At 64.4% G+C, this 20223-nt stretch carries 16 protein-coding genes; 6 read left to right on the forward strand and 10 right to left on the reverse strand.

Going from position 1 to position 20223, the window contains the following annotated elements; translation table 11 throughout:
• Positions 1-10: 10 nt before the first annotated feature.
• Together JQ628_RS05870 and JQ628_RS05875 are read right to left on the reverse strand one after the other, a co-directional pair.
• Positions 11-2362 (reverse strand): sensor histidine kinase NtrY-like, encoded by a 2352-nt coding sequence (locus JQ628_RS05870; RefSeq protein ID WP_212220627.1) that lies wholly within the window; start codon positions 2360-2362, stop codon positions 11-13.
• Between the two features lie 158 nt (positions 2363-2520).
• Positions 2521-4050, reverse strand: a complete 1530-nt coding sequence (locus JQ628_RS05875) for a helix-turn-helix domain-containing protein (protein ID WP_212220630.1) — start codon at positions 4048-4050, stop codon at positions 2521-2523.
• 192 nt (positions 4051-4242) lie between these two features.
• On the opposite strand from JQ628_RS05875, the gene JQ628_RS05880 reads away from it, so the two are divergent.
• Both JQ628_RS05880 and JQ628_RS05885 read left to right on the forward strand, forming a co-directional pair.
• Complete coding sequence (locus JQ628_RS05880; RefSeq protein ID WP_212220633.1) at positions 4243-5073, forward strand: class I SAM-dependent methyltransferase; 831 nt, start codon at positions 4243-4245, stop codon at positions 5071-5073.
• A 98-nt stretch (positions 5074-5171) separates the two neighbouring features.
• A complete protein-coding gene (locus tag JQ628_RS05885; protein WP_212220636.1) occupies positions 5172-6407 on the forward strand; it encodes an MFS transporter in 1236 nt (411 codons plus the stop codon).
• Here JQ628_RS05885 and ntrC read toward each other — a convergent pair.
• Genes ntrC through dusB form a run of 3 tightly spaced genes read right to left on the reverse strand, consistent with a single transcriptional unit; the run spans position 6404 to position 10035 of the window.
• Complete coding sequence (gene ntrC, locus JQ628_RS05890; protein ID WP_212220639.1) at positions 6404-7846, reverse strand: nitrogen regulation protein NR(I); 1443 nt, start codon at positions 7844-7846, stop codon at positions 6404-6406. The two genes, JQ628_RS05885 and ntrC, sit on opposite strands and share 4 nt — an antisense overlap.
• An 18-nt stretch (positions 7847-7864) precedes the next feature.
• Positions 7865-9037 carry a two-component system sensor histidine kinase NtrB gene (locus JQ628_RS05895; protein ID WP_212220642.1) on the reverse strand — a complete coding sequence of 391 codons (1173 nt, stop codon included), beginning with the start codon at positions 9035-9037 and terminating at the stop codon, positions 7865-7867.
• Positions 9034-10035, reverse strand: a complete 1002-nt coding sequence (gene dusB / locus JQ628_RS05900; protein WP_212221135.1) for a tRNA dihydrouridine synthase DusB — start codon at positions 10033-10035, stop codon at positions 9034-9036. The genes JQ628_RS05895 and dusB overlap by 4 nt, the downstream gene beginning before the upstream one ends.
• 354 nt (positions 10036-10389) lie before the next feature.
• Between dusB and JQ628_RS05905 the strand changes: the two genes are divergently transcribed.
• The 3 genes from JQ628_RS05905 (at position 10390) to JQ628_RS05915 (ending at position 13519) form a co-directional block, all read left to right on the forward strand.
• Positions 10390-11571, forward strand: a complete 1182-nt coding sequence (locus JQ628_RS05905) for a bifunctional 2-C-methyl-D-erythritol 4-phosphate cytidylyltransferase/2-C-methyl-D-erythritol 2,4-cyclodiphosphate synthase (RefSeq protein WP_212220645.1) — start codon at positions 10390-10392, stop codon at positions 11569-11571.
• A 2-nt stretch (positions 11572-11573) separates the two neighbouring features.
• Positions 11574-12182, forward strand: coding sequence for a CinA family protein (locus JQ628_RS05910; protein ID WP_212220650.1), 609 nt, complete (start codon positions 11574-11576; stop codon positions 12180-12182).
• Between the two features lie 137 nt (positions 12183-12319).
• Positions 12320-13519, forward strand: a complete 1200-nt coding sequence (locus tag JQ628_RS05915) for a Spy/CpxP family protein refolding chaperone (protein WP_212220653.1) — start codon at positions 12320-12322, stop codon at positions 13517-13519.
• 16 nt (positions 13520-13535) lie between these two features.
• Here the strand turns inward: JQ628_RS05915 and JQ628_RS05920 are convergent, their stop codons facing one another.
• Genes JQ628_RS05920 through lipA form a run of 3 tightly spaced genes read right to left on the reverse strand, consistent with a single transcriptional unit; the run spans position 13536 to position 15505 of the window.
• Positions 13536-13994, reverse strand: a complete 459-nt coding sequence (locus tag JQ628_RS05920) for a type II toxin-antitoxin system RatA family toxin (protein ID WP_212220656.1) — start codon at positions 13992-13994, stop codon at positions 13536-13538.
• On the reverse strand, positions 13994-14530 hold the full coding sequence (locus JQ628_RS05925) for a DNA topology modulation protein (protein ID WP_212220659.1): 537 nt from the start codon (positions 14528-14530) through the stop codon (positions 13994-13996). Before JQ628_RS05925 ends, JQ628_RS05920 begins: the two co-directional genes overlap by 1 nt.
• A 15-nt stretch (positions 14531-14545) precedes the next feature.
• Positions 14546-15505, reverse strand: coding sequence for a lipoyl synthase (gene lipA / locus JQ628_RS05930; protein ID WP_212220662.1), 960 nt, complete (start codon positions 15503-15505; stop codon positions 14546-14548).
• A gap of 135 nt (positions 15506-15640) precedes the next feature.
• Between lipA and JQ628_RS05935 the strand changes: the two genes are divergently transcribed.
• Complete coding sequence (locus JQ628_RS05935) at positions 15641-16246, forward strand: DNA-3-methyladenine glycosylase (protein ID WP_212220665.1); 606 nt, start codon at positions 15641-15643, stop codon at positions 16244-16246.
• A 30-nt stretch (positions 16247-16276) separates the two neighbouring features.
• Here the strand turns inward: JQ628_RS05935 and JQ628_RS05940 are convergent, their stop codons facing one another.
• Complete coding sequence (locus tag JQ628_RS05940) at positions 16277-17062, reverse strand: hypothetical protein (protein WP_212220668.1); 786 nt, start codon at positions 17060-17062, stop codon at positions 16277-16279.
• Positions 17063-17245: 183 nt separating this feature from the next.
• Positions 17246-20113, reverse strand: coding sequence for a valine--tRNA ligase (locus JQ628_RS05945; protein ID WP_212220671.1), 2868 nt, complete (start codon positions 20111-20113; stop codon positions 17246-17248).
• Positions 20114-20223 lie beyond the last annotated feature (110 nt).

Raw genomic sequence — 20223 nt, forward strand, 5'->3', positions numbered from 1 at the left:
ACCTGTCTTGTCAGCTACCTGTTGCGGCTTTGATTTTTGATTCATTGTTGGTCGCGTCTGGCGGGTTGTTGGTCTCAGATTCCGGCGCATTTTTTTGTTCGGGCGCGTCTTTTTGCTCGCCCTGCTGCTTGTGTTCCGGCCTGGCGGCCTGTCCCGACACGGCAAAGCGCAGCCGCATCCAGGCGCCGCGCTGGCCGGGACGGAAGTCGGAGGCATCCTTCAATTCGATGCGGCCGCCATGGTCTTCCAGCACGCGGCCGACGATCGCAAGGCCAAGGCCCGTGCCTTTCTGACGCGTCGTCACATAGGGCTCGAGCAGGCGCTGTCGCGCGACCTTCGGCAGGCCGATGCCGTTGTCGATGACGTCGATCAGGACGTCGTCGCCCTCTTGCGCGGCGATGACGTCGATGCGGCCCTTGCCGAGCTCTTCCGGCGGAACCTGCTCGATCGCCTCGGTGGCGTTCTTGATGATGTTGGTGAGCGCCTGCGAGATCAGCCGGCGGTCGAACTGGGCTGCAATCTTGTCCTGCTTGATGTCGGCCTCGATATCGAGGTCAGGATGGCCGACCTTCATCAGGAACACCGCCTGCCGCACCACGTCGGCGACGTCCTCGCCTTCCATCACGGGCTTTGGCATGCGGGCAAAGCGCGAAAATTCATCGACCATGCGCCTGATGTCGTCGACCTGGCGCACGATGGTGTCGGTGCACTGGTCGAAGATTTCCTTGTCCTTGGGCTCGGTGACGGTACGACCGAATCTTCGGCGGATGCGCTCGGCCGAGAGCTGGATCGGCGTCAGCGGATTCTTGATCTCATGCGCGATGCGGCGGGCGACGTCGCCCCAGGCCGAGGTGCGCTGCGCCGAGACGAGCTCGGTGATGTCGTCGAGCGTGATGATGTAGCTGTCGCGCGACTGGCTGGTCTGCTCGGCGCTGACGCGTACCGACAAATTGCTCTCGTGGCCTTCGCGGTTGATGGTGATCTGGCCCTGCACCAGCTTCTGCGTGCCTTCACGCGCGGTCTTCATGAGATCGTCGAGTTCGGGCAGAACTTCCGACAGCGGGTGGTCCAGCACCTCGGATTCAGCCTTGCCGATCAGTTTTTCGGCGGAGCGGTTGAGGATGCCGATGCTGCCCGAGGCATCGACGCCGATAATGCCGGCGCTGGCCGAGGACAGCACAGCCTCGATGAAGCGGCGGCGGCTGTCGACCAGCTCGCTGGCGCTGACCAGCTCGTCGCGCTGGGTGCGCAGTTCCTGCGTCATCTTGTTGAAGGTCTCGCCGAGCTGGGCGAGATCGCCCTCCGACTTCAGTACGGGAACCTGGACGTTGAGGTCGCCGGTCGAGACGATGTTGGCTGCGCCCATGATCCGCCGGATCGGCGCCACCAGACGGTTGGCGAAGTTGAGGCCGATCAACACCGAGGCCATCAGAATGGTCAACGCGATCACCGCAAACATCAGCGCAAACGCGACCTGGATACCGAGCTTGCGCGATTCCAGCGCGGCATATTCGGCCACGCTGGCCTGGGTTTGATGCAACTGCGCCACGAGCCGCGGATCGAGCAGGCGGGCGACGTAAAGGAAGGTATTGTTGAAGGAACGCAGCCGGATCACGGCGGCAACGTAATTGGCTTCAAGAAAGACCGCGATCTGCGGCTCGTTGTCGTCGACGCCTGTCAGGAAATCCGGCGCGGGCGTCTGGAAATCCGCCTGAATGCCCGTTTGTGCGGTGACCAGCACGTTGGCCTTGTCGTCGATCAGCATCGCGCCCGGCAGATTGCGGGAGGCCGCGCCGGTGGTGAGCAGCTTGAGGAAGCTGGAGCGATCGAGATCGAACAGCGGCCGGGCATGGGAGAGATCGTTGGCCATCCCCAGGATGTCGCCGCGGATGAGCTGGGCGTGCTCATGCAGATAGGCATTGGCCACGATCAGCGAGTTCTGGATCACCTCCTTGGTCGGACCCGAGAACAGCCGGTCGAGGCCGCGATCGATGGTGACGTTGGCGACGATCGCCACCAGCACCGCCGGCAGCACCGCGATAACCGAGAACAGGCTGACGATCTGCACATGCAGCCGCGCCGCCGCCCGGCCCCGCCGCCGTGCCTGCACGACCTTCCAGACCTCGCGGCCGATGATCCCGATCAGCAGCAGGATCATCGCCGCGTTGATCAGCAGGAAGCTGTAGACGACATCGCGCTTCGGCTCGATCGGCGTCAGCCCGGTGAGGACAACGAAGGTCAGGAAGGCCGACAGCAACGCCATGCCGACCGCGAGCGGTCCCAGCCATCGCCGCAGGGAAAAGCCCTTCGGCGCGGGGAATGGCGGGTCGAGTTCGGTGGCCGAGTTGTCTGCCGTGGTCATCAAAACTAAAATGGTGAGCTGAAGCTTTTGGTCCGCCTGCCAACGGACTGATGCATTCATATCACATTGTTGCCGAATTGCGACAATTCCGCGGCGTGTTCTTCCGTAACAACACCGTCAACAACACGATTCTAGAAATACTTCCCGACCGATTCAACTCACGAGGGCAGTCCGAGGCCTTCCAGGGCTTCAAAAACGCGCGCGCGATAGCTGTCGGTCAGCGGCGGAAAATCCGCCATCACCTTTGAAAGTGTCAGGTCCGGATGGGCCTGCCGCAGCGCCCGCAGGCTGCGTTCGGCCATCTCCCGTTCGCCGGCGAGCGCGTAAGCGGGGCAAAGCGTGCGATGGATCCAGGCCGAGGACGGATGCTCGGCCAGCGCCCTCGCCTGCCAGCGCGCCGATTCCTGGTACCGGCCGGCATTGAAATGCGCGGCGCCGATTCCGACCATGGCGTTGAAGGCGAGCGAATCATCGGGCGCCAGTTCCAGCGCGATGGTGCATTTCTCGATCGCTGATTCGTCGTTGCCCCTGTAGGCATCGATCCACCCGCCCCGGTTCCAGACCCAGGACAGGCTGGCACCCGTCGCGAGCGCCTTGCCGATCACCTGTTCCGCCGCATCGATCTCGTGAAGCACCGAAAGGGCGCTGCCCGCGATCGCCAGCACCGTCGGATCGCCACGTAGTGTCAAGGCGCGCCGGACCAGTTCGACGGCGCGGGCGCGCTCGGCCGGATCCGAAACGAAGAAATAGATGCTGCGCTGGCCGTATGCCCAGGCCGCGAGCGCGGCCGAGAGCGCGTGATCCGGATCAAGCTCCATCGCGCGGTTCAACAGAGCCAGCGCACGGGCATTGCCCTCCGCATCGAGCGAGAGCACGCCCGGCATGGCACGGAGTGCGAGATCGCGGGCGTTAAGTTCAGAGTCCGGTTTGTCGCGTGCGTGGTCGATCTCCGCGGAGCGCAGGCTCGGATACAACGCGCCCGCAATGCGGGTTGCCAATTGCTCGTCGAAAGCGGCGACACCGAGCGGGGCTTCCGCCCGGTGCGCCCACAGATGCCGTCCGGTCTCGCGATCGATCAGCCGAAAGATCAGGCGGGCCTGCCCCAAGGTCTGGCGGATCGTGCCGCTGAGATGATAGCGCGTCGACCCGGTGTGGCTGCAAACGGCAACGCCCGCCCGCAGCAGCGCGGTCGACAGTTCGCCTTCGATGTCGCGGGCCACTTCGCCATGACCGTCTACCGTTTCGATCGGACCGATCGTCAGCCGCGGCCGCTCGTCATGGATCGGCGGCAACAGGCGCGAGGAGATGGTGTTGAAGAAAGTCGCCTGACGCTTGAGCGTCTGCGACGGCGTCTCGCCGTAGCGCCTGCGGTACTCGATCGAGAACCGGCCGAAATGCGCAATGCCGCAACGCGCTGCGACATCCATTACCTTCGTGCCGGGCGCGGCGCGAAGCAACTGCCGCCGGGCATCCTCGAAGCGCACATCGTGCAACGCCTCCAAAGGCGTCTTGCCGAGGAAGGCGCGGAACTGCCGCTGTAGGGCGCGGCCGGAAAGACCGGCGGCCGCGGCAAGCTCGGCGATGCCGATGTCGCGCTTCCCGGCCGACTGCATCAGGTCGAGCGCGCGCCGAACGCCGCGCGGCAGCACGGCGGCGGCTTCGGATTTTTCATTTCGCTCGATCGTCACGAGTCACCTTCGGGAGGCGCTGGTCGGGGCATTATAGCCCAGTTCCCGGCTGCGAACGCGCCGAAGGTTTCGCCGGACGGATAGCCATGTCGCAATTTGGATAGGTGGAAACCGCCCCTCGGCCTACTCAATTGCGATGGAAGCGCCGGTCTCCGGCGGCGCGCCATTCACCCCAAGCCAAGGAGCCTTAGGATGAACATTCAGACCACGGCCGCTCCCACCGCCGACCTGTCCGCCGTCAAGACCCGCCAGCAAACCGCCTGGAGTTCGGGCGATTATGCGATCGTCGGCACCACGCTTCAGATCGTCGGTGAATCGCTCTGCGAGGCGATCGACCTGCGCGCCGGCCAGCGCGTGCTCGACGTCGCCGCCGGCAATGGCAATGCAACGCTTGCCGCCGCCCGCCGCTTCACTGAAGTCGTTTCGACCGACTATGTCGGCGCGCTGCTCGAACGCGGCCGCGAACGCGCGACCGCGGAACGGCTGCCTGTCACCTTTCAGGAAGCCGACGCGGAAAGGCTTCCGTTTGGCGCTGCCAGCTTTGACGTGGTGCTGTCGACCTTCGGTGTGATGTTCACGCCCGACCAGCAGCAGGCCGCGAACGAGCTTGCACGCGTCTGCCGTCCAGGCGGCAAGATCGGCCTCGCCAACTGGACGCCGGATGGGTTTATCGGCCAGTTGTTCAAGACCATCGGAAAATACGTGCCGCCGGCGCCGGGCGTAAAATCGCCCGCGCTGTGGGGCACGAAGGCGCATCTCGACGCCCTGTTCGGCGCGAAGGCGACGGTCGAGGCAACGAGCAAGTATTTCGCGTTCCGTTACAAATCGCCCGAGCACAAGCTGGAGATCTTCCGCACCTATTATGGCCCCGTGCTGAAAGCCTTTGCGGCGATCGATTCCACCGCGCAGCAGTCGCTCGCGGCCGACATTCACGCGCTCATCAGCAAGTTCAACACCGCCAAGGATGGCACCGTGGTGATCCCGAGCGAATATCTCGAAGTGGTCGCCACCAGGCGCGGCTGAGCCACGGGTCTCCACAGCCATCAACCTGCGGCGCTGCCTCCGGCGGATTTCGAGGCAGTGCCGCCTTACGCTTCGCACTGCCCGACGGAAGACATAGCATGACGACGCTTGCAAACGACCGCGTGACCGATCCGCCCTATGGCTGGGTGATCGTCGCGATATCCACCGTCTGCCTGGCGCTCGGCTTCGGCGCCGGCGCCACGGTGTCGGTGTTCATGAAGCCGTTCGAGCAGGAGTTTGGCTGGCTGCGCGCCGACACGTCGATGGCCTACACCATGCACACGATTGGCGCCGCGCTCGGCGGCCTGATGTGGGGCAGCCTTTCGGACAGGATCGGCGTGAAGCGGATTGCCGTCATCGGCACCTTCGGAATGTCCGGCGGCATCGCGGCGCTTGGATGGCTTGCCGGTCTGCCGTCGCTGTACGCGATCTATTTCCTGATCGGTTTTGCCGGATTTGCCTGCCTGTTTACGCCGATGCTGGCGCTCGCGGGATTGTGGATCAGCGCGCGCAAGGGTCTTGCCATCGGCATCGCGACCGCGGGCGGTGCGATCGGTCAGGGCATCGTGCCCTATGCCCTGCAACATCTGATCGCCGATTTCGGCTGGCGGACCGCCGCACTTTATCTGGGAGCCGGCTATTTCGTCCTGCTGTTTCCGCTGATGTTTTTCCTGCTGCCCGCGCCCTCGGTTGCCATGGCGACGCGCCAGAACGTGCAGGACGATTCCAATCTCTGGAATGTGCCGCATGCGATCAGCATCGCCTGGCTCAGCCTCGCCGGCCTGTTTTGCTGCATCTGCATGGCGGTGCCGCTGGTGCATCTGGTGCCGCTCGGGATCGATATCGGATGCAGCCCGAGCACGGCCGCGGGCCTATTGCTTTCGTTGATGATCTCGGGCGTTTTCGGCCGCGTGTTCTTTGGATGGCTTGCCGACCGGATCGGTGGCCTCGCAACCTACTTCCTCTCCTCGCTGGCGCAGACATCCGTGGTGTTCTGGTTCACCCAGACGCGCGACATCGCCATGCTGTTCAACCTCTCGATCCTGTTCGGCTTCGGCTTTGCCGGCGTAATGACATGCCTCCTGATCTGCGCCCGCGAGGCAGCGCCGCTGCGGCTATCCGGCACGGCGATGTCGATCGTCACCACGGCGGGGTGGATCGGCATGGGGCTCGGCGGCTATCAGGCCGGCTTCTTCTACGACATCACGGCGAGCTATTTGCTGCCCTACGCCAACGCCGCGATCGGAGGGATCATCAACCTTCTGATTGTCGCGGCATTGTTCTGGTACCGGCGGCATCGTCAGGCGAGGCTGGGCCGCCCCGCCCTCGCCTAGCCTCCGCTGCGGTAGACCTGGATATCGAGATCCCGGATCTTCTTGCGCAGCGTGTTGCGGTTCAGCCCGAGCAGATCGGCGGCCCTGATCTGGTTGCCGCGCGTGGCCGCCAGCGCGGCCGTCAGCAGCGGCACCTCGATCTCCTTGAGGATGCGGTGATAGAGGCCCGGCGGCGGCACCCCGTTGGGAAAGCCCGAGAAGTGCGAGGAGAGATAGGCCTCGACCGCACCGCCGAGATTGTCGACGCTCTGGCTGGCGTTGCTGCCCGACGTGACGGCGGGCGGCGCAAGCTCGCCGTCAATGACGGAACCCGTAATGACGTCCTGCGGATAGAGCGCAGCAAGCCGGCGCGCGAGGTTTTCCAGTTCGCGGACGTTGCCGGGCCAGCGGTGCTGCTTGAGGCGCTCCAGCGCCTGCGTGTCGAGCTTCTTCGGCGGCAAGCCGTCCTTTTCGGCGAGCGAGAAGAAGTGCCTGACAAGATCGGGCAGATCCTCGATCCGCTCCCGCAAGGGCGGCAGGCGCAGCGGCACGACGTTCAGGCGGAAGAACAGGTCTTCCCGGAACAGGCCCTGCTGGATCAGGATGCGCAAATCCTTGTTCGAGGCGGCGACGATGCGCACGTCGGTCTTGATCGGAGTACGGCCCCCGACGGTGGTGTACTCGCCCTGCTGGAGCACGCGCAGCAGGCGCGTCTGCGCTTCCATCGGCATGTCGCCGATTTCATCGAGAAACAGCGTGCCGCCCTCGGCCTGCTCGAAGCGGCCGGAAGCACGGGTGTTGGCGCCGGTGAACGCGCCGCGCTCATGGCCGAACAGTTCCGACTCGATGAGGTCGCGCGGGATCGCCGCCATGTTGACGGCGACGAACGGGCCATTGCGCCGCTTGCCGTAATCGTGCAGCGCGCGCGCCACCAGTTCCTTACCGGTGCCGGACTCGCCCGAAATCATCACGGTCAGGTCGGTTTGCATCAGCCGCGCCAGCACGCGATAGATTTCCTGCATCGCCGGCGAGCGGCCGACCAGCGGGATCGCATCGAATTCGGATTCGTCTTCGTGGCTGGCCGCCCGCTCCTTCGGCTCCGCCAGCGCGCGGCCGACGATGGTGATCAGCTCCTTCAGGTCGAACGGCTTTGGCAGATATTCGTAGGCGCCACGTTCGGAAGCGCGGATCGCCGTCATGAAGGTGTTTTGCGCGCTCATGACGATGACCGGCAGGTTCGGCCGCATCTTCTTGATGCGCGGCAACAGGTCGAATGCGTTCTCGTCCGGCATCACCACGTCGGTGATGACGAGATCGCCCTCCCCCTGGCTTACCCATCGCCAGAGCGTTGCCGCGTTGCCGGTCAGGCGCACCTCGTATCCGGCGCGTGACAGGGCCTGGTTCAGAACCGTGCGGATGGCGGTATCGTCATCGGCGACCAGAATGCTACCTGCGGGCATTTTCGTTATTCCTCATCGTTATTCCTGTGAGGCAGGCGACGGCGTACCCGGAACGTCGTCGCGATTGCTGGGGTCGAATTTCCTGGAAGTGCTGTACATCGGCATCAGCACGCGGAACGTGGTCTTGCGCGGTTGCGACTCGCATTCGATGATGCCGCCGTGATCGCCGACGATCTTGGCGACCAGCGCAAGGCCAAGGCCGCTGCCGGTCTGCTTGGTCGTGACGAAGGGATCGAACAGGTTCGGCAACAAATCTTCCGGCACGCCGGAGCCGTTGTCCTTGACGCAGAATTCGAGCGGCAGCGATACCCGCGTCTTCTTGCCCGGCACCGAGAGGCGCACGCCCGGGCGGAACGCCGTCGTGAGGTGGATTTCCGCATCGCTGCCGAGGTCGGCGACGGCTTCGGCGGCGTTCTTCACGAGATTGAGGAACACCTGGATGAGCTGGTCCTGGTTGGCCAGCACCGGCGGCAGCGAGGGATCGTAATCCTCGATGAACTTGATATTGCGGGCAAAGCCCGACTGCGCCAGCCGTTTGACGTGATCGAGCACGGAATGAATGTTGACCGGCCCGCGCGCCACCGGGCGTTCGTCGCCGAACACCTCCATGCGGTCGACCAGGGTAACGATGCGGTCGGCCTCGTCGCAGATCAGTCGTGTCAGCATGCGGTCCTCGGACGAGGCCTGCTGCTCCAGGAGCTGCGCCGCGCCGCGGATGCCGGAGAGCGGATTCTTGATCTCGTGCGCCAGCATGGCGGCGAGCGCGATCACCGAGCGGGCGGCGCTGCGATGGGTGAGCTGACGGTCCATCTTGTCGGCGATCGTGCGCTCCTGGAGCATCACGACGATATGGCCGGGCCTTTCGGTCAGCGGTGCGACATGCAGATCGACCTGGCGGTCGCCGCCGATCCGCGGCGTGCCGAGATCGACCTTGTATTCGTTGACCGGCGAGCCGGTGGCGCGGACCTGATCGATCAGCGCAAGCAGCGGACTGCCGAACGGCACCAGCTCCTTCAGCGACTGGCGCCGCAGGAATTGCGTTGAGATTTCAAAGAACGATTCCGCTGCGATATTGGCATCGACGATCTTGCCGTCGGGCGCAACCAGGACCACAGGATTCGGCAGCGCATTGAGAATCGCTTCGCCGTCGGAGGGCGTCGGCCTGCTGCGGTATTCTGCGGCTGTGTTCATGCAGCGGCACTCCATGCGAAGTCGTCATAGGCCTCGCCGAGCGAGCGGTGCACACTCGCCGGTTCGTCGGAGGTCAAGATCTTCTGCCGCCAGCCTTTCAGCGTCGCGGCCGGCGCCCGGCTGTAGAGGGCAGCGACGTCGAGCGCCCAGCCGAGATGCTTGCGCGCATGACGAAGGCCGACGCGCAGCCCGTAATGGCGGCAGACCTCGTCATAGAGCGCACGGACATGATTGAGCTGCTCGGTGAGCGGCGGTGCGGCCTCTGTCGTGCCGGTATCGAGCCGGCGGCCGACCTGGCCGGGCAGCCAGGGCTGGCCCTGCGCGCCGCGGCCGACCATGACGGCGTCGGCGCCGGATTTTTCCAGCGCGCTGACGGCCATCTCGAACGAGGTGATGTCGCCGTTCACGACCAGCGGAATCGACACCGCTTGCTTGACCGCGCGCACCGCGGCCCAATCGGCATCGCCCTTGTAGAACTGGCAGCGGGTGCGGCCATGCACGGTGATCATCTGCACACCGGCACTTTCCGCGCGGCGCGCCAGCTCCGGCGCGTTGATCGAGCGGTCGTCCCAGCCGAGCCGCATCTTCAGCGTCACCGGCACCTTCACCGCCGAGATCGTCGCCTCGATCAGCGTGAGCGCGTGGTCGAGATCGCGCATCAGCGCCGAGCCGGACTGGCCGCCCGTCACATGGCGGGCCGGGCAGCCCATGTTGATGTCGATGATGTCGGCGCCGGCGGCCTCGGCAATCCGCGCGCCCTCTGCCATCCAGCGGGCCTCACAGCCCGCAAGCTGCACCACGTGGGGGCCGATGCCGGCCGCCTCGCAGCGCAGCCGGGACATCGGCTTGCCATTCACAAGGTCGTCGCTGGCGGTCATTTCGGAGACGACCAGACCGGCGCCAAGGCGCGCCACGAGTCGCCGGAAGGGAGCATCGGTAACGCCGGACATCGGCGCGAGAAGAACCCGGTTGGCGAGCTCAATGTCGCCTATTTTCAACGGCTTAGGGCGTCGGAATTCCAGGCCGGTCACAGGTGTCTCGTTTCTCGGGCAGCCGCGCCATTGCAACCGCCAGCGCCTATTCTGAGCACAAATCTTGTGCAGTCAAGCTTCATGCCTACAGTTTAGACAGTTCTATCATTTGTGCAAGTGCACTGCAACAAAATCTGCTTTTCCACAGGAAGAACGGCTTGACCCGTCATCCCGTTCTGTCCGCCTCGGAAAACCGGTTTCCACTTTTCCAACCCGCGCTATGGAATCGCTCTGTCTTTCAGCGCGAGCCGTGGTAAGGGCTGGGCGCCGACGGCAACCTCCTGCCCCGCATCAACCGACGCCTCCAAGATTTTGAGTCAAATGCAAAAGCCCGTGCGTACCGCCGCCATCCTAGTCGCAGCCGGGCGCGGGCTCCGCGCGGGCGCGGGCGGCCCCAAGCAGTACCGCACGATCGGCGGCCAGACCGTGATCTTCCGGGCCATGCAGGCCTTTTGCCGCCATCCCGATGTGGCGACGGTGCAGCCGGTCGTAAATCCCGATGATGTCGCTCTCTTCAACGAGGCCGTCTCCAGCCTGCGCCACGCGCCTCCCGCCAATGGCGGCGCGACGCGTCAGCAATCGGTGCATGCCGGGCTCGAGGCATTGGCAAACGACAAGCCGGATATCGTGCTGATCCACGACGCGGCGCGTCCTTTCGTGACATCGGCGGTGATCTCGCGCGCGATCGACGCGGCGGGGCGCACCGGCGCGGCTGTCCCCGTCATTGCCGTCACCGACACGATCAAGCAGGTCGATGACGGCGGCGATGTCACCGGCACGCCGGAGCGCGCCCGGCTGCGCATCGCACAGACGCCGCAGGCGTTTCGCTATGACGTGATCCTGGAAGCGCATCGCCGCGCCGCGCGCGATGGCCGCAGCGATTTCACCGACGATGCGGCGCTCGCCGAATGGGCGGGATTGACGGTTGCGACCTTTGAAGGCGATGCTGCGAACATGAAGCTCACCACTCCAGAGGATTTTGTGCGCGAGGAAGCCCGGCTTGGCGCCATGCTTGGCGACATCAGGACCGGCACCGGCTACGACGTGCATGCCTTCGGCGAGGGCGACCACGTCATGATCTGCGGCGTGCGCGTGCCGCACAATAAGGGCTTTCTCGCCCACTCCGACGGCGATGTCGGCCTGCATGCGCTGGTCGATGCCATTCTGGGCGCGCTCGCCGATGGCGATATCGGCTCGCACTTTCCGCCCAGCGATCCCAAGTGGAAGGGCGCCTCCTCCGACCGTTTCCTGAAATACGCGGTCGACCGCGTCACCGCGCGCGGCGGGCGTGTCGCCAATCTCGAAGTCACCATGATCTGCGAGCGGCCGAAAATCGGCCCGCTGCGCGACACCATGCGCGCGAAGATCGCGGAGATTTCCGGCATCGATATCTCCCGCATCGCCGTGAAGGCGACCACCAGTGAGCGGCTCGGCTTCACCGGCCGCGAGGAAGGCATCGCGGCGACCGCGAGCGCCACTATCCGACTTCCCTGGAGCGAGTAGCCATGAGCGGCAGCGACGCCCGCGCATTGTCCCGCTCGCTGCTCGATCTCTGCCGGATGCGCAAGCTGACCATTGCGACCGCCGAATCCTGCACCGGCGGCCTCGTCGCCGGCGCCCTCACCGACATCCCCGGCTCCTCCGACGTCATCGACCGCGGCTTTGTCACCTATTCCAACGACGCCAAGCGCGCGATGCTCGGAGTGAAAGCCAGCACGCTTGCGACATTTGGCGCGGTGAGCAAGGAAACCGCGACACAGATGGCGATCGGCGCGCTGGAAAAGGCTGGTGTCGACCTTGCGGTATCCATCACCGGCATTGCCGGCCCCGGCGGCGCCACGCCCGGCAAGCCGGTCGGCCTCGTGCATTTCGCGGTCGCCGCGCGCGATGGCCGCATCATCCACCGCGAGCATCGTTTCGGCGCCATCGGCCGCATTGCCGTGCGCCAACGTTCGGTGGTGGAAGCCTTGCGCATGCTGATGGAGCTGGCGCGCGGCCCGCAGGCGCCGAAAAAGCCGCGGCGCGAGGCGGCCAGCCGCCTGCGGCCACGCGCGGCGCGGACACTGCGCGGCGGTACACCGGTAAAACGGCGAAGGCCGCCTCCGCGCGCTTAATCGACGATCTCAGGCGCGACGACCTGATTGTTGCCGGTTTTCAGCGCAAGGTTCGACTCGCGGGAACTTTCAGTTCCCCCACGCGTCATCTATCCGCCGACAAGTAACGCGACCGGGCTTTCCGCGGGAGAGGTGCCATGCCCAAATGGCCCATAGGAATTGCCGTTGCCCTTCTGACGATTCTGCCGTCGAGTGAAGCGTTTGCCGGTATCCGTATCGGTGTCAGTCCCATCGGCGTCGCCAGGCTCGCGGTAGGCCGCGTGCTTTCGCTCGGACGACCGCATCACGTCCGTCGTCACGCCCACTACCGCCACGCGCGAATGGCCGGCGACAGGTCGCGAAACGTCCGCAGGGCCATGGCCTCAGGCGTGACCGACCCGGCGGCGCGCAAGCAGATCGCGGCGGTCGCGGCGCTGGCGGGCTGGAACAACGGCCGCGCCTCGGGCGGATGGTGGGAACACGACGATGGCGGATATGGTTGGGTCGGGCCGATGTTCTGGCCGTTCGCCATCTATGACGTCTACGATTATGCGATGTGGGGCGACGGCACCGGCTTCTGGAGCTACGGCTACCCGGATATCCATGCCGCGATCTTCACCCCTTATAGCCGCACCGAGCTTGCCGCCTACACCGGCTCGCGTCCCGCTGGCCGGCGCTACCGCAAGGTCCCGCTGGTCGCACAGCTCTGCGGCGACGACAGCCGCCTGATTTCCGAAGGCCTCATCGGCCAGCTCCAGCAAACCGTGCAGCCGGGCAATGAGGCACAGCGCGCTGCCCTGGAGGATCTCGCCACGGCGTTGATCACGGCCGGCCACATGATCCGTGCGACCTGTCCGGCACACGCTGCACTTTCAGCACCGGAGCGGCTCACCATCATGCAGCATCGCATCGGCGTGATGATCAAGGCACAATCGACCGTGCAGCCGGCGCTGATCAAATTCTACGACCTCCTCGACCAGGAGCAGGAAGCAAGGCTCAAGATGCTCGCCGAAGACCGCCGCAAGATGGACGCACCCGCACGAGCTTGCAGTCCGGCGCAACCGGCTCCGTTGCGATGGCCGGATGAAATCGGGACCAGGCTTCGCCTGAACGACACCCAACGCGCCGCGTTCAAGGCGCTCCAGGACGCCAACGGCACAGCCAGGGAGATCCTGAGTGCGTGCCCGCCGGACGACACGACGACACCACCTGCCCGCCTCGATGCCGTGGAAGGGCGGCTGAATGCCATGCAGCAAGCCGTCTATCTCGTGAACACCGCGCTCGGGGAATTTTATGAGACACTAAGCGACGAGCAGAAGGCGCAGTTCGAGGCGATCGGGCAGAAGCGAGCGGCGTAAGGGGCACGAGAATACGCTAGCCTACCTTCCCGTACACCTTATCCGCGCGCTTCTCGAATGCGGCGGAAAATCGCGCAAAGGCCGCATCGAACATCGAGCCCATCAGCATCGCGAGCATGCGGCTCCTGAACTCGTAGGACAGGAAGAAGCCGACATCGCACTCGGTTTCGGATCGCGGCTCGAACGTCCAGCGGTTTTCCAGATTGCTGAACGGGCCCTTCAAATACTCGACCAGGATTTTCAGATTGGGACGGTCGAGCGTGACGCGGCTGGTGAAGGTTTCCCGCACCAGCTTGAACGACACGGTCATGTCGGCGATCAGCACCTCCGTGCCGTCATCGTTGGGCGTGCGCTGGCGGATTTTCAGCGCCTGGCAGAGCGGCACGAATTCGGGATAGCGCTCGACATCGGCGACGAGGTCGAACATTTGCGGTGCAGTATGACGCACCCGGCGCTTGCTCGAAAACCGCGGCATCAGTGCACGCTCGCAAGGTTCGGCACGGGCGCCAGGTCGCGTAAGTAGCGGTCGGCCTGCGCACGGTCGGTAAACGTGATGAATGTCTGATCGCGCCGTAGCCCTTCGAAAAAGGCCAACAGATTCGGCCGCTGCCTTGCCCGGTAGGTCCAGACATAATGGAAGAATTCGAGATCGATCTTTTCGGGGCAACCCGGCGCCATTTCCGGCCGGACGTGGCCGTAACTCTTTGCGATCCGCGTCAGGATGCCGAGCATGCAGGTCCGGCGCGGCAAGTCAAACCAGAAGACGGTATCGCAGATCTCGCGGCGCAATTCGCCCTCGGCAGAGGTGTAGTTGCCGTCCATGATCCAGCGGGGCTCGCGCGTTGCCTCGGCCAGTCGCTTCCTGAACTCACTCCGTTCGGATTCGACCCAGCCGGGCTGCCAGAACAGCGCATCGATCGACACCACGGGAATACCCGTGATGTCAGACAGCCGCCGAGCAAATGTGGATTTGCCGGACCCCGACGATCCCATGACCATGATGCGTTGCATTGAAACGTTCCGGCGTCAGCGTGCTTGCGCCGCGCGCGCTGCCTGCAATTTGGCAAAGTCCTCGCCCGCGTGATGCGACGAGCGGGTCAAGGGGCTTGCGGACACCATCAGGAAACCCTTGGTGTAGGCGACCTTCTCATAGCCCGAGAACTCATCCGGCGTGACGTAGCGCATGACAGCGTGATGCTTGCGGGTCGGCTGTAGATACTGCCCGATGGTGAGGAAATCGACCTCGGCCGAGCGAAGATCGTCCATCACCTGCAACACCTCGTGCCGCTCCTCGCCCAGCCCCACCATGATGCCCGACTTGGTGAAGATGGTGGGATCGATCTCCTTGACCCGCTGCAACAGCCGGATCGAATGGAAATAGCGTGCACCCGGGCGGACCGAGAGGTAGCGCGACGGCACGGTTTCGAGGTTGTGGTTGAACACGTCGGGTTTTGCGGCGGCCACCACTTCCAGTGCGCCTTCCTTACGCAGGAAGTCCGGTGTGAGGATTTCGATGGTGGTGTTCGGGCACCGGGCGCGGATCGCGCGGATGGTTTTTGCAAAATGCCCGGCGCCGCCGTCCGCGAGGTCGTCGCGGTCGACGGAGGTGACGACGACGTGCTTCAACCCGAGCTTGAAGGTCGCTTCCGCCACATGTTCCGGCTCGGACAGATCGAGCGCGCCGGGCATGCCGGTCTTGACGTTGCAGAACGCGCACGCGCGGGTGCAGGTGTCGCCCATGATCATGAAGGTGGCGTGCTTCTTGTCCCAGCATTCGCCGATGTTCGGGCAGCCCGCCTCCTCGCACACCGTGACGAGGCCGTTTTCCTTGACGATGTTACGGGTGTCGGCATAGCCGCGCGTGTTCGGCGCGCGCACCCTGATCCAATCGGGTTTTGGCGGCGACAGCGCGTCGGGCCGGTTCACCTTTTCGGGGTGGCGCGGGCGCAGCGGATTGGATGAGATGGTATCGACGATGGTGACCATTGGCTGTGCCCGGCGATTGAAATACCTAGGTAATCCGTATGGCCGGCACCTGCAACCCGGCTCGCGAAGCCGTCCCAAACATGCAACACTTTGCGGCCTATTCCCGACTGTTCCAGCCCGATTCCCCGCTTCAGAATGCCTCGAAACTCGAAACCGGCCATTGCCGTGACCCCGACCCTCGGCAAGCCGCTCAAGCGCGCGTTTTTCGACCGCAGCGTGCATGAGGTTGCGCCCGATTTGATCGGGGCGACATTCCTGGTCAATGGCGTCGGCGGCATCATCGTCGAGGTCGAGGCCTACCACCACACCGATCCGGCCGCGCATTCCTATCGCGGCCCGACGCCCCGCAACCGCGTGATGTTCGGACCGGCTGGGTTTTCCTATGTCTACCGCTCCTATGGCATCCACTGGTGCGTCAATTTCGTCTGCGAAGGCGAGGGTTCTGCGAGCGCGGTGCTGATCCGCGCGATCGAGCCGACCCATGGGCTCGCCGCCATGCGCCGCCGCCGCGGCCTCGGCGACGAGCGCGCATTGTGTTCGGGACCAGGAAAGCTCTGCCAGGCGATGGGCATCACGATCGCGCACAGCGAGCTGCCGCTCGATAAGCCGCCGATCGCGCTGTTTGCGCGCATGGCAAAGCCTGAGATCGCAACGGGCATCCGCATCGGCATCACCAAGGCGGTGGCACTGCCGTGGCGCTATGGGCTGATGGGTTCGAAATTCCTGAGCAAGCCGTTTTGAGGAGGTTGATCGCGCGACTGCGCCCTCGCCTCAGATGCGCCGGTCGATGACCACGATGCCGTAGGGGTTGAACTTGAAATCATCGGCAGCATAGGACTGCTCGCGGGACAGCGTTGCCTTGCGCGCCCGCAGCACATCGCCGAGCTTTTGCCGCGCCATGTCTTCGGCAACGCCATCCATCAGCGCGACAGCCTCCCGCTCGCTGCCATACGATTTTGCGACATAGACGTCCGGCAGGCCGATCAGATGAAAGCCGACGCTCTCAAGGTACTTTTCCGACGACAACGGCCGCTTGGCGAAGGCAAGACGGCAGATGCGACGCAGCGCAAGGTCGTCGTCGGACTGCAACGCCGAACCGGCCTGAATGGCCAATCGCTGCCATCGCGCCAACCCGTGCGCGATACCGGCGCTCTCGCCCTTGATAGCCACAGCGCCCGCCTTGATTGCGGCAACGACCAGCATCAGGGCCCCCGCCGAAACCGTGACGGCGGTGTCGGCCGTCATCGGTGGTCCCTGCACATAGAGCACGGATTTATGGTTGAGGACGGCTTCCTCGTCCTTGTCTGTCCACGCATTGGGCTCGACGCGGTCCCAGCAAACGCCGAACGAGCGTTCCATCCGAGGGTCTGCTTCCGTGCGGGAATAGATCTCGTCGATGGCAAAACCCTTTGCGAATTCTGCGATTGCCCCCGACACTGCCTCGGACAGGCGTTGCTTGCCACCTTCACCGCCAAGAAAGCAGAGGACGTGGCGCGGCTTCACTTGGGATTTCACTTGGGATTTCGCCGGCGCGGCGGCGCCATCAACCGCGATCATCGGCAATGCTCCCATCGTCAACAAAAGGGCCCGGCGGGAAATTCTTCGGGGATTTCGGCCGGCAGGATCGGATTGTCTGGCAAACATGTCGGCTGTTTGGTCGGCGCCATGCGGACAGAGGTTCACGCCACCGGTACAAGTTGAACCGGATGATGACAGACCGCTTCGGCCGAGAGGCGCCGGCTAGGATGCCCGCTTCAGGCGCTCCAGCGCTTCCTGTAGCTTTGTCTTTCGCGCCAGCGCGGCCTCGCGCTTTTCCTTTTCTTCCTCGACGATCTCTTCCGGCGCGTTCGCCACGAATTTCTCGTTGCCGAGTTTTGCATCGACGCGCTTGATGTCGCCGTCGGCCTTGCCGATCTCCTTTTCCAGCCGCGAGCGCTCCGCCGCAAAGTCGATCACGCCCTTGAGGGGCAGCGCGGCCACCTCGCCACGGATCAGGAGTTGCACCGCGCCTTCCGGCGCGCGGTCGGCAAAGGAGACATCGGCCAGCCGCGCCAGCCGCTTGACGGTGTCGATCCAGCGCTGCGCCCGAGCCTTGCTTTCATCCGAGGCGGCGGCCAGCACCAGCGGCGTCAGGACAGACGGCGCGATGTTCATTTCGGCGCGCACCGAGCGGATCGCCGTGACGAGGTCGACCACCCAGCCGATCTCGGCTTCGGCCTCGGGATCGGAAAACTCGCCGGCATCGAGCGCGAGAATCACCGATGGGATCACCGCATCGCTCGGACTGGTGGTCACGACCGATGCCAGTTGCTCGTCCGAGAGCGCGCCCGCCTTGCGCGGCCAGTCCGCCAGCACGAGCAGGCCGTCGCGCTTTGCGGTCACCGCCCACAGCTCTTCGGTGATGAACGGCATGAACGGGTGCAGCAGCTTCAAAATCTCGTCGCGCGCCCAGGCAACCATCGCGCGCGTCTCCGCCTTCGCGGTCCCCTCCTCGCCCGTCAGCACCGGCTTTGCGAGTTCGAGATACCAGTCGCAATAGACGTTCCAGACGAAGCGATACATCGCATTCGCCGCGTCGTTGAAGCGATAACCCTCGATCGCCTCGGTGACCTCGCGCGTTGCCCGCGAGGTCTCATGCGCGATCCAGCGGTTCAGCGTCTCCTGCGCGTTGGCCGGATCGAAATCGGCCGGCATCGCGCAGCCGTTCATCTCTGCAAAGCGGCAGGCATTCCACAGCTTGGTCGCAAAGTTGCGATTGGTTTCAACGAGTTGCGGCGACAGCTTGATGTCGTGGCTGTGCGCGGCGCCGCGCGCCAGCGCAAAGCGCAGCGCATCCGCGCCATAGTCGTCGATGACGCCGAGGGGATCGATGACGTTGCCTTTCGACTTCGACATCTTCGCGCCCTTCTCGTCGCGAACGAGGCGATGGATGTAGACGGTCGAGAACGGCGCCTCTTCCATGAAATGGATGCCCAGCATCATCATGCGGGCGACCCAGAAGAAGATGATGTCCCAGCCGGTGACCAGCACGTTGGTCGGATAGTAGCGCTGCACCTCCGGCGTCTCGTCGGGCCAGCCGAGCGTCGAGAACGGCCACAGTCCCGAGGAGAACCAGGTGTCGAGCACGTCCTCGTCGCGGGTGATGAAGCCTTCACGCTTCGAGGCGTCGCGCGCCATCTCGGCGCCCTGCTCCGGCGTGATCACTTCCTGCTCGACGTAATAGCCGAGCGCGTTGCCGACGGCTTCTTCCTCGGTCTCGGCGACGAAGAATTTCCCGTCGGGACCATACCAGGCCGGGATCTGGTGACCCCACCAGAGCTGGCGCGAGATGCACCAGGGCTGGATGTTCTCCATCCACTCGAAATAGGTCTTTTCCCAGTTCTTCGGCACGAACGTGGTGGCGCCGGAACGCACCGCTGCGATCGCGGGCGCGGCAAGGGTCTTCGCGTCGACATACCATTGATCGGTCAGGTACGGCTCGATGACCACGTTGGAGCGGTCGCCATGCGGCACCATGTGCACGTTCGGCTCGATCTTTTCGAGGAAGCCAAAGTCCTCCAGACGCGCAACGATCCTCTTGCGCGCGACAAAACGGTCAAGCCCGTTGAGCTCTTCGGCAAGCTGCGAGGCCCCTTCAGGCAGGCCGCGCAGATAATCCTCGTTATCGACCAGGGTGAGGCAGGCCTCCTTGTCGAACACGTTGATCTGCGGCAGGCCATGGCGCTTGCCGATTTCAAAGTCGGTGAAGTCGTGTGCGGGGGTGACCTTCACCGCACCCGAGCCTTTCTCGGGGTCGGAAATTTCGTCGCCGACGATCGGGATCTTGCGCCCGACCAGCGGCAGAATGACGTTCTTGCCGATCAGGTTCGTGTAGCGCTCATCGTCCGGATTCACGGCGACGCCGGTATCGCCCAGCATCGTCTCCGGCCGCGTGGTAGCGACGACGATGAACGAGGTCGGATCATCAGGGCTGAAATTCTTGCCCTCGATCGGATAGCGCAGATACCAGAGATGGCCCTTGACCTCGACCTGCTGCACTTCGAGGTCGGAAATCGCGGTGACCAGCGCCGGATCCCAGTTGACCAACCGCTTGTCCTTGTAGATCAGGCCTTGGCGGTGCAGCTCGACGAACACCTTGACGACCGCGCGCGAAAGCCCCTCGTCCATCGTAAAGCGCTCGCGCGACCAGTCGCAGGAGGCGCCCAGTCGCTTCAACTGGTTGATGATGGTGCCGCCGCTCTCGGCCTTCCACTGCCAGACGCGTTCGAGGAATTTCTCGCGGCCGAGATCGCGCCGGCCGGGTTCCTGCCGCTCCATCAACTGCCGCTCGACCACCATTTGGGTTGCGATGCCGGCGTGATCGGTGCCGGGCTGCCACAGCACGTCGCGGCCGCGCATGCGCTCGAAGCGGCACAAGATGTCCTGGAGCGTGTTGTTGAGCGCGTGGCCCATGTGCAATGAGCCCGTCACGTTCGGCGGCGGGATCACGATGGTGAAGGGCTCGGCGCCCTTGCGCTCGGGGCGGCCAGCCTTGAAGGCGCCGCTCTCATCCCAGATGCGGGACATGCGGCTTTCAATGTCGGCGGGCTGGTAATTTTTCTCGATCATGGCATCGCGGGAAATGGCTTGAGGAGGGCTAGAAAGCCGCCATGGCGCCCCAAGTCAACATGACCGGCGCCGGAAAGGCCAATTTGAAGCTTTTGTATTGGTCAAATCGG

Source organism: Bradyrhizobium lablabi (assembly GCF_018129385.1).
Lineage (GTDB): Bacteria > Pseudomonadota > Alphaproteobacteria > Rhizobiales > Xanthobacteraceae > Bradyrhizobium > Bradyrhizobium lablabi_C.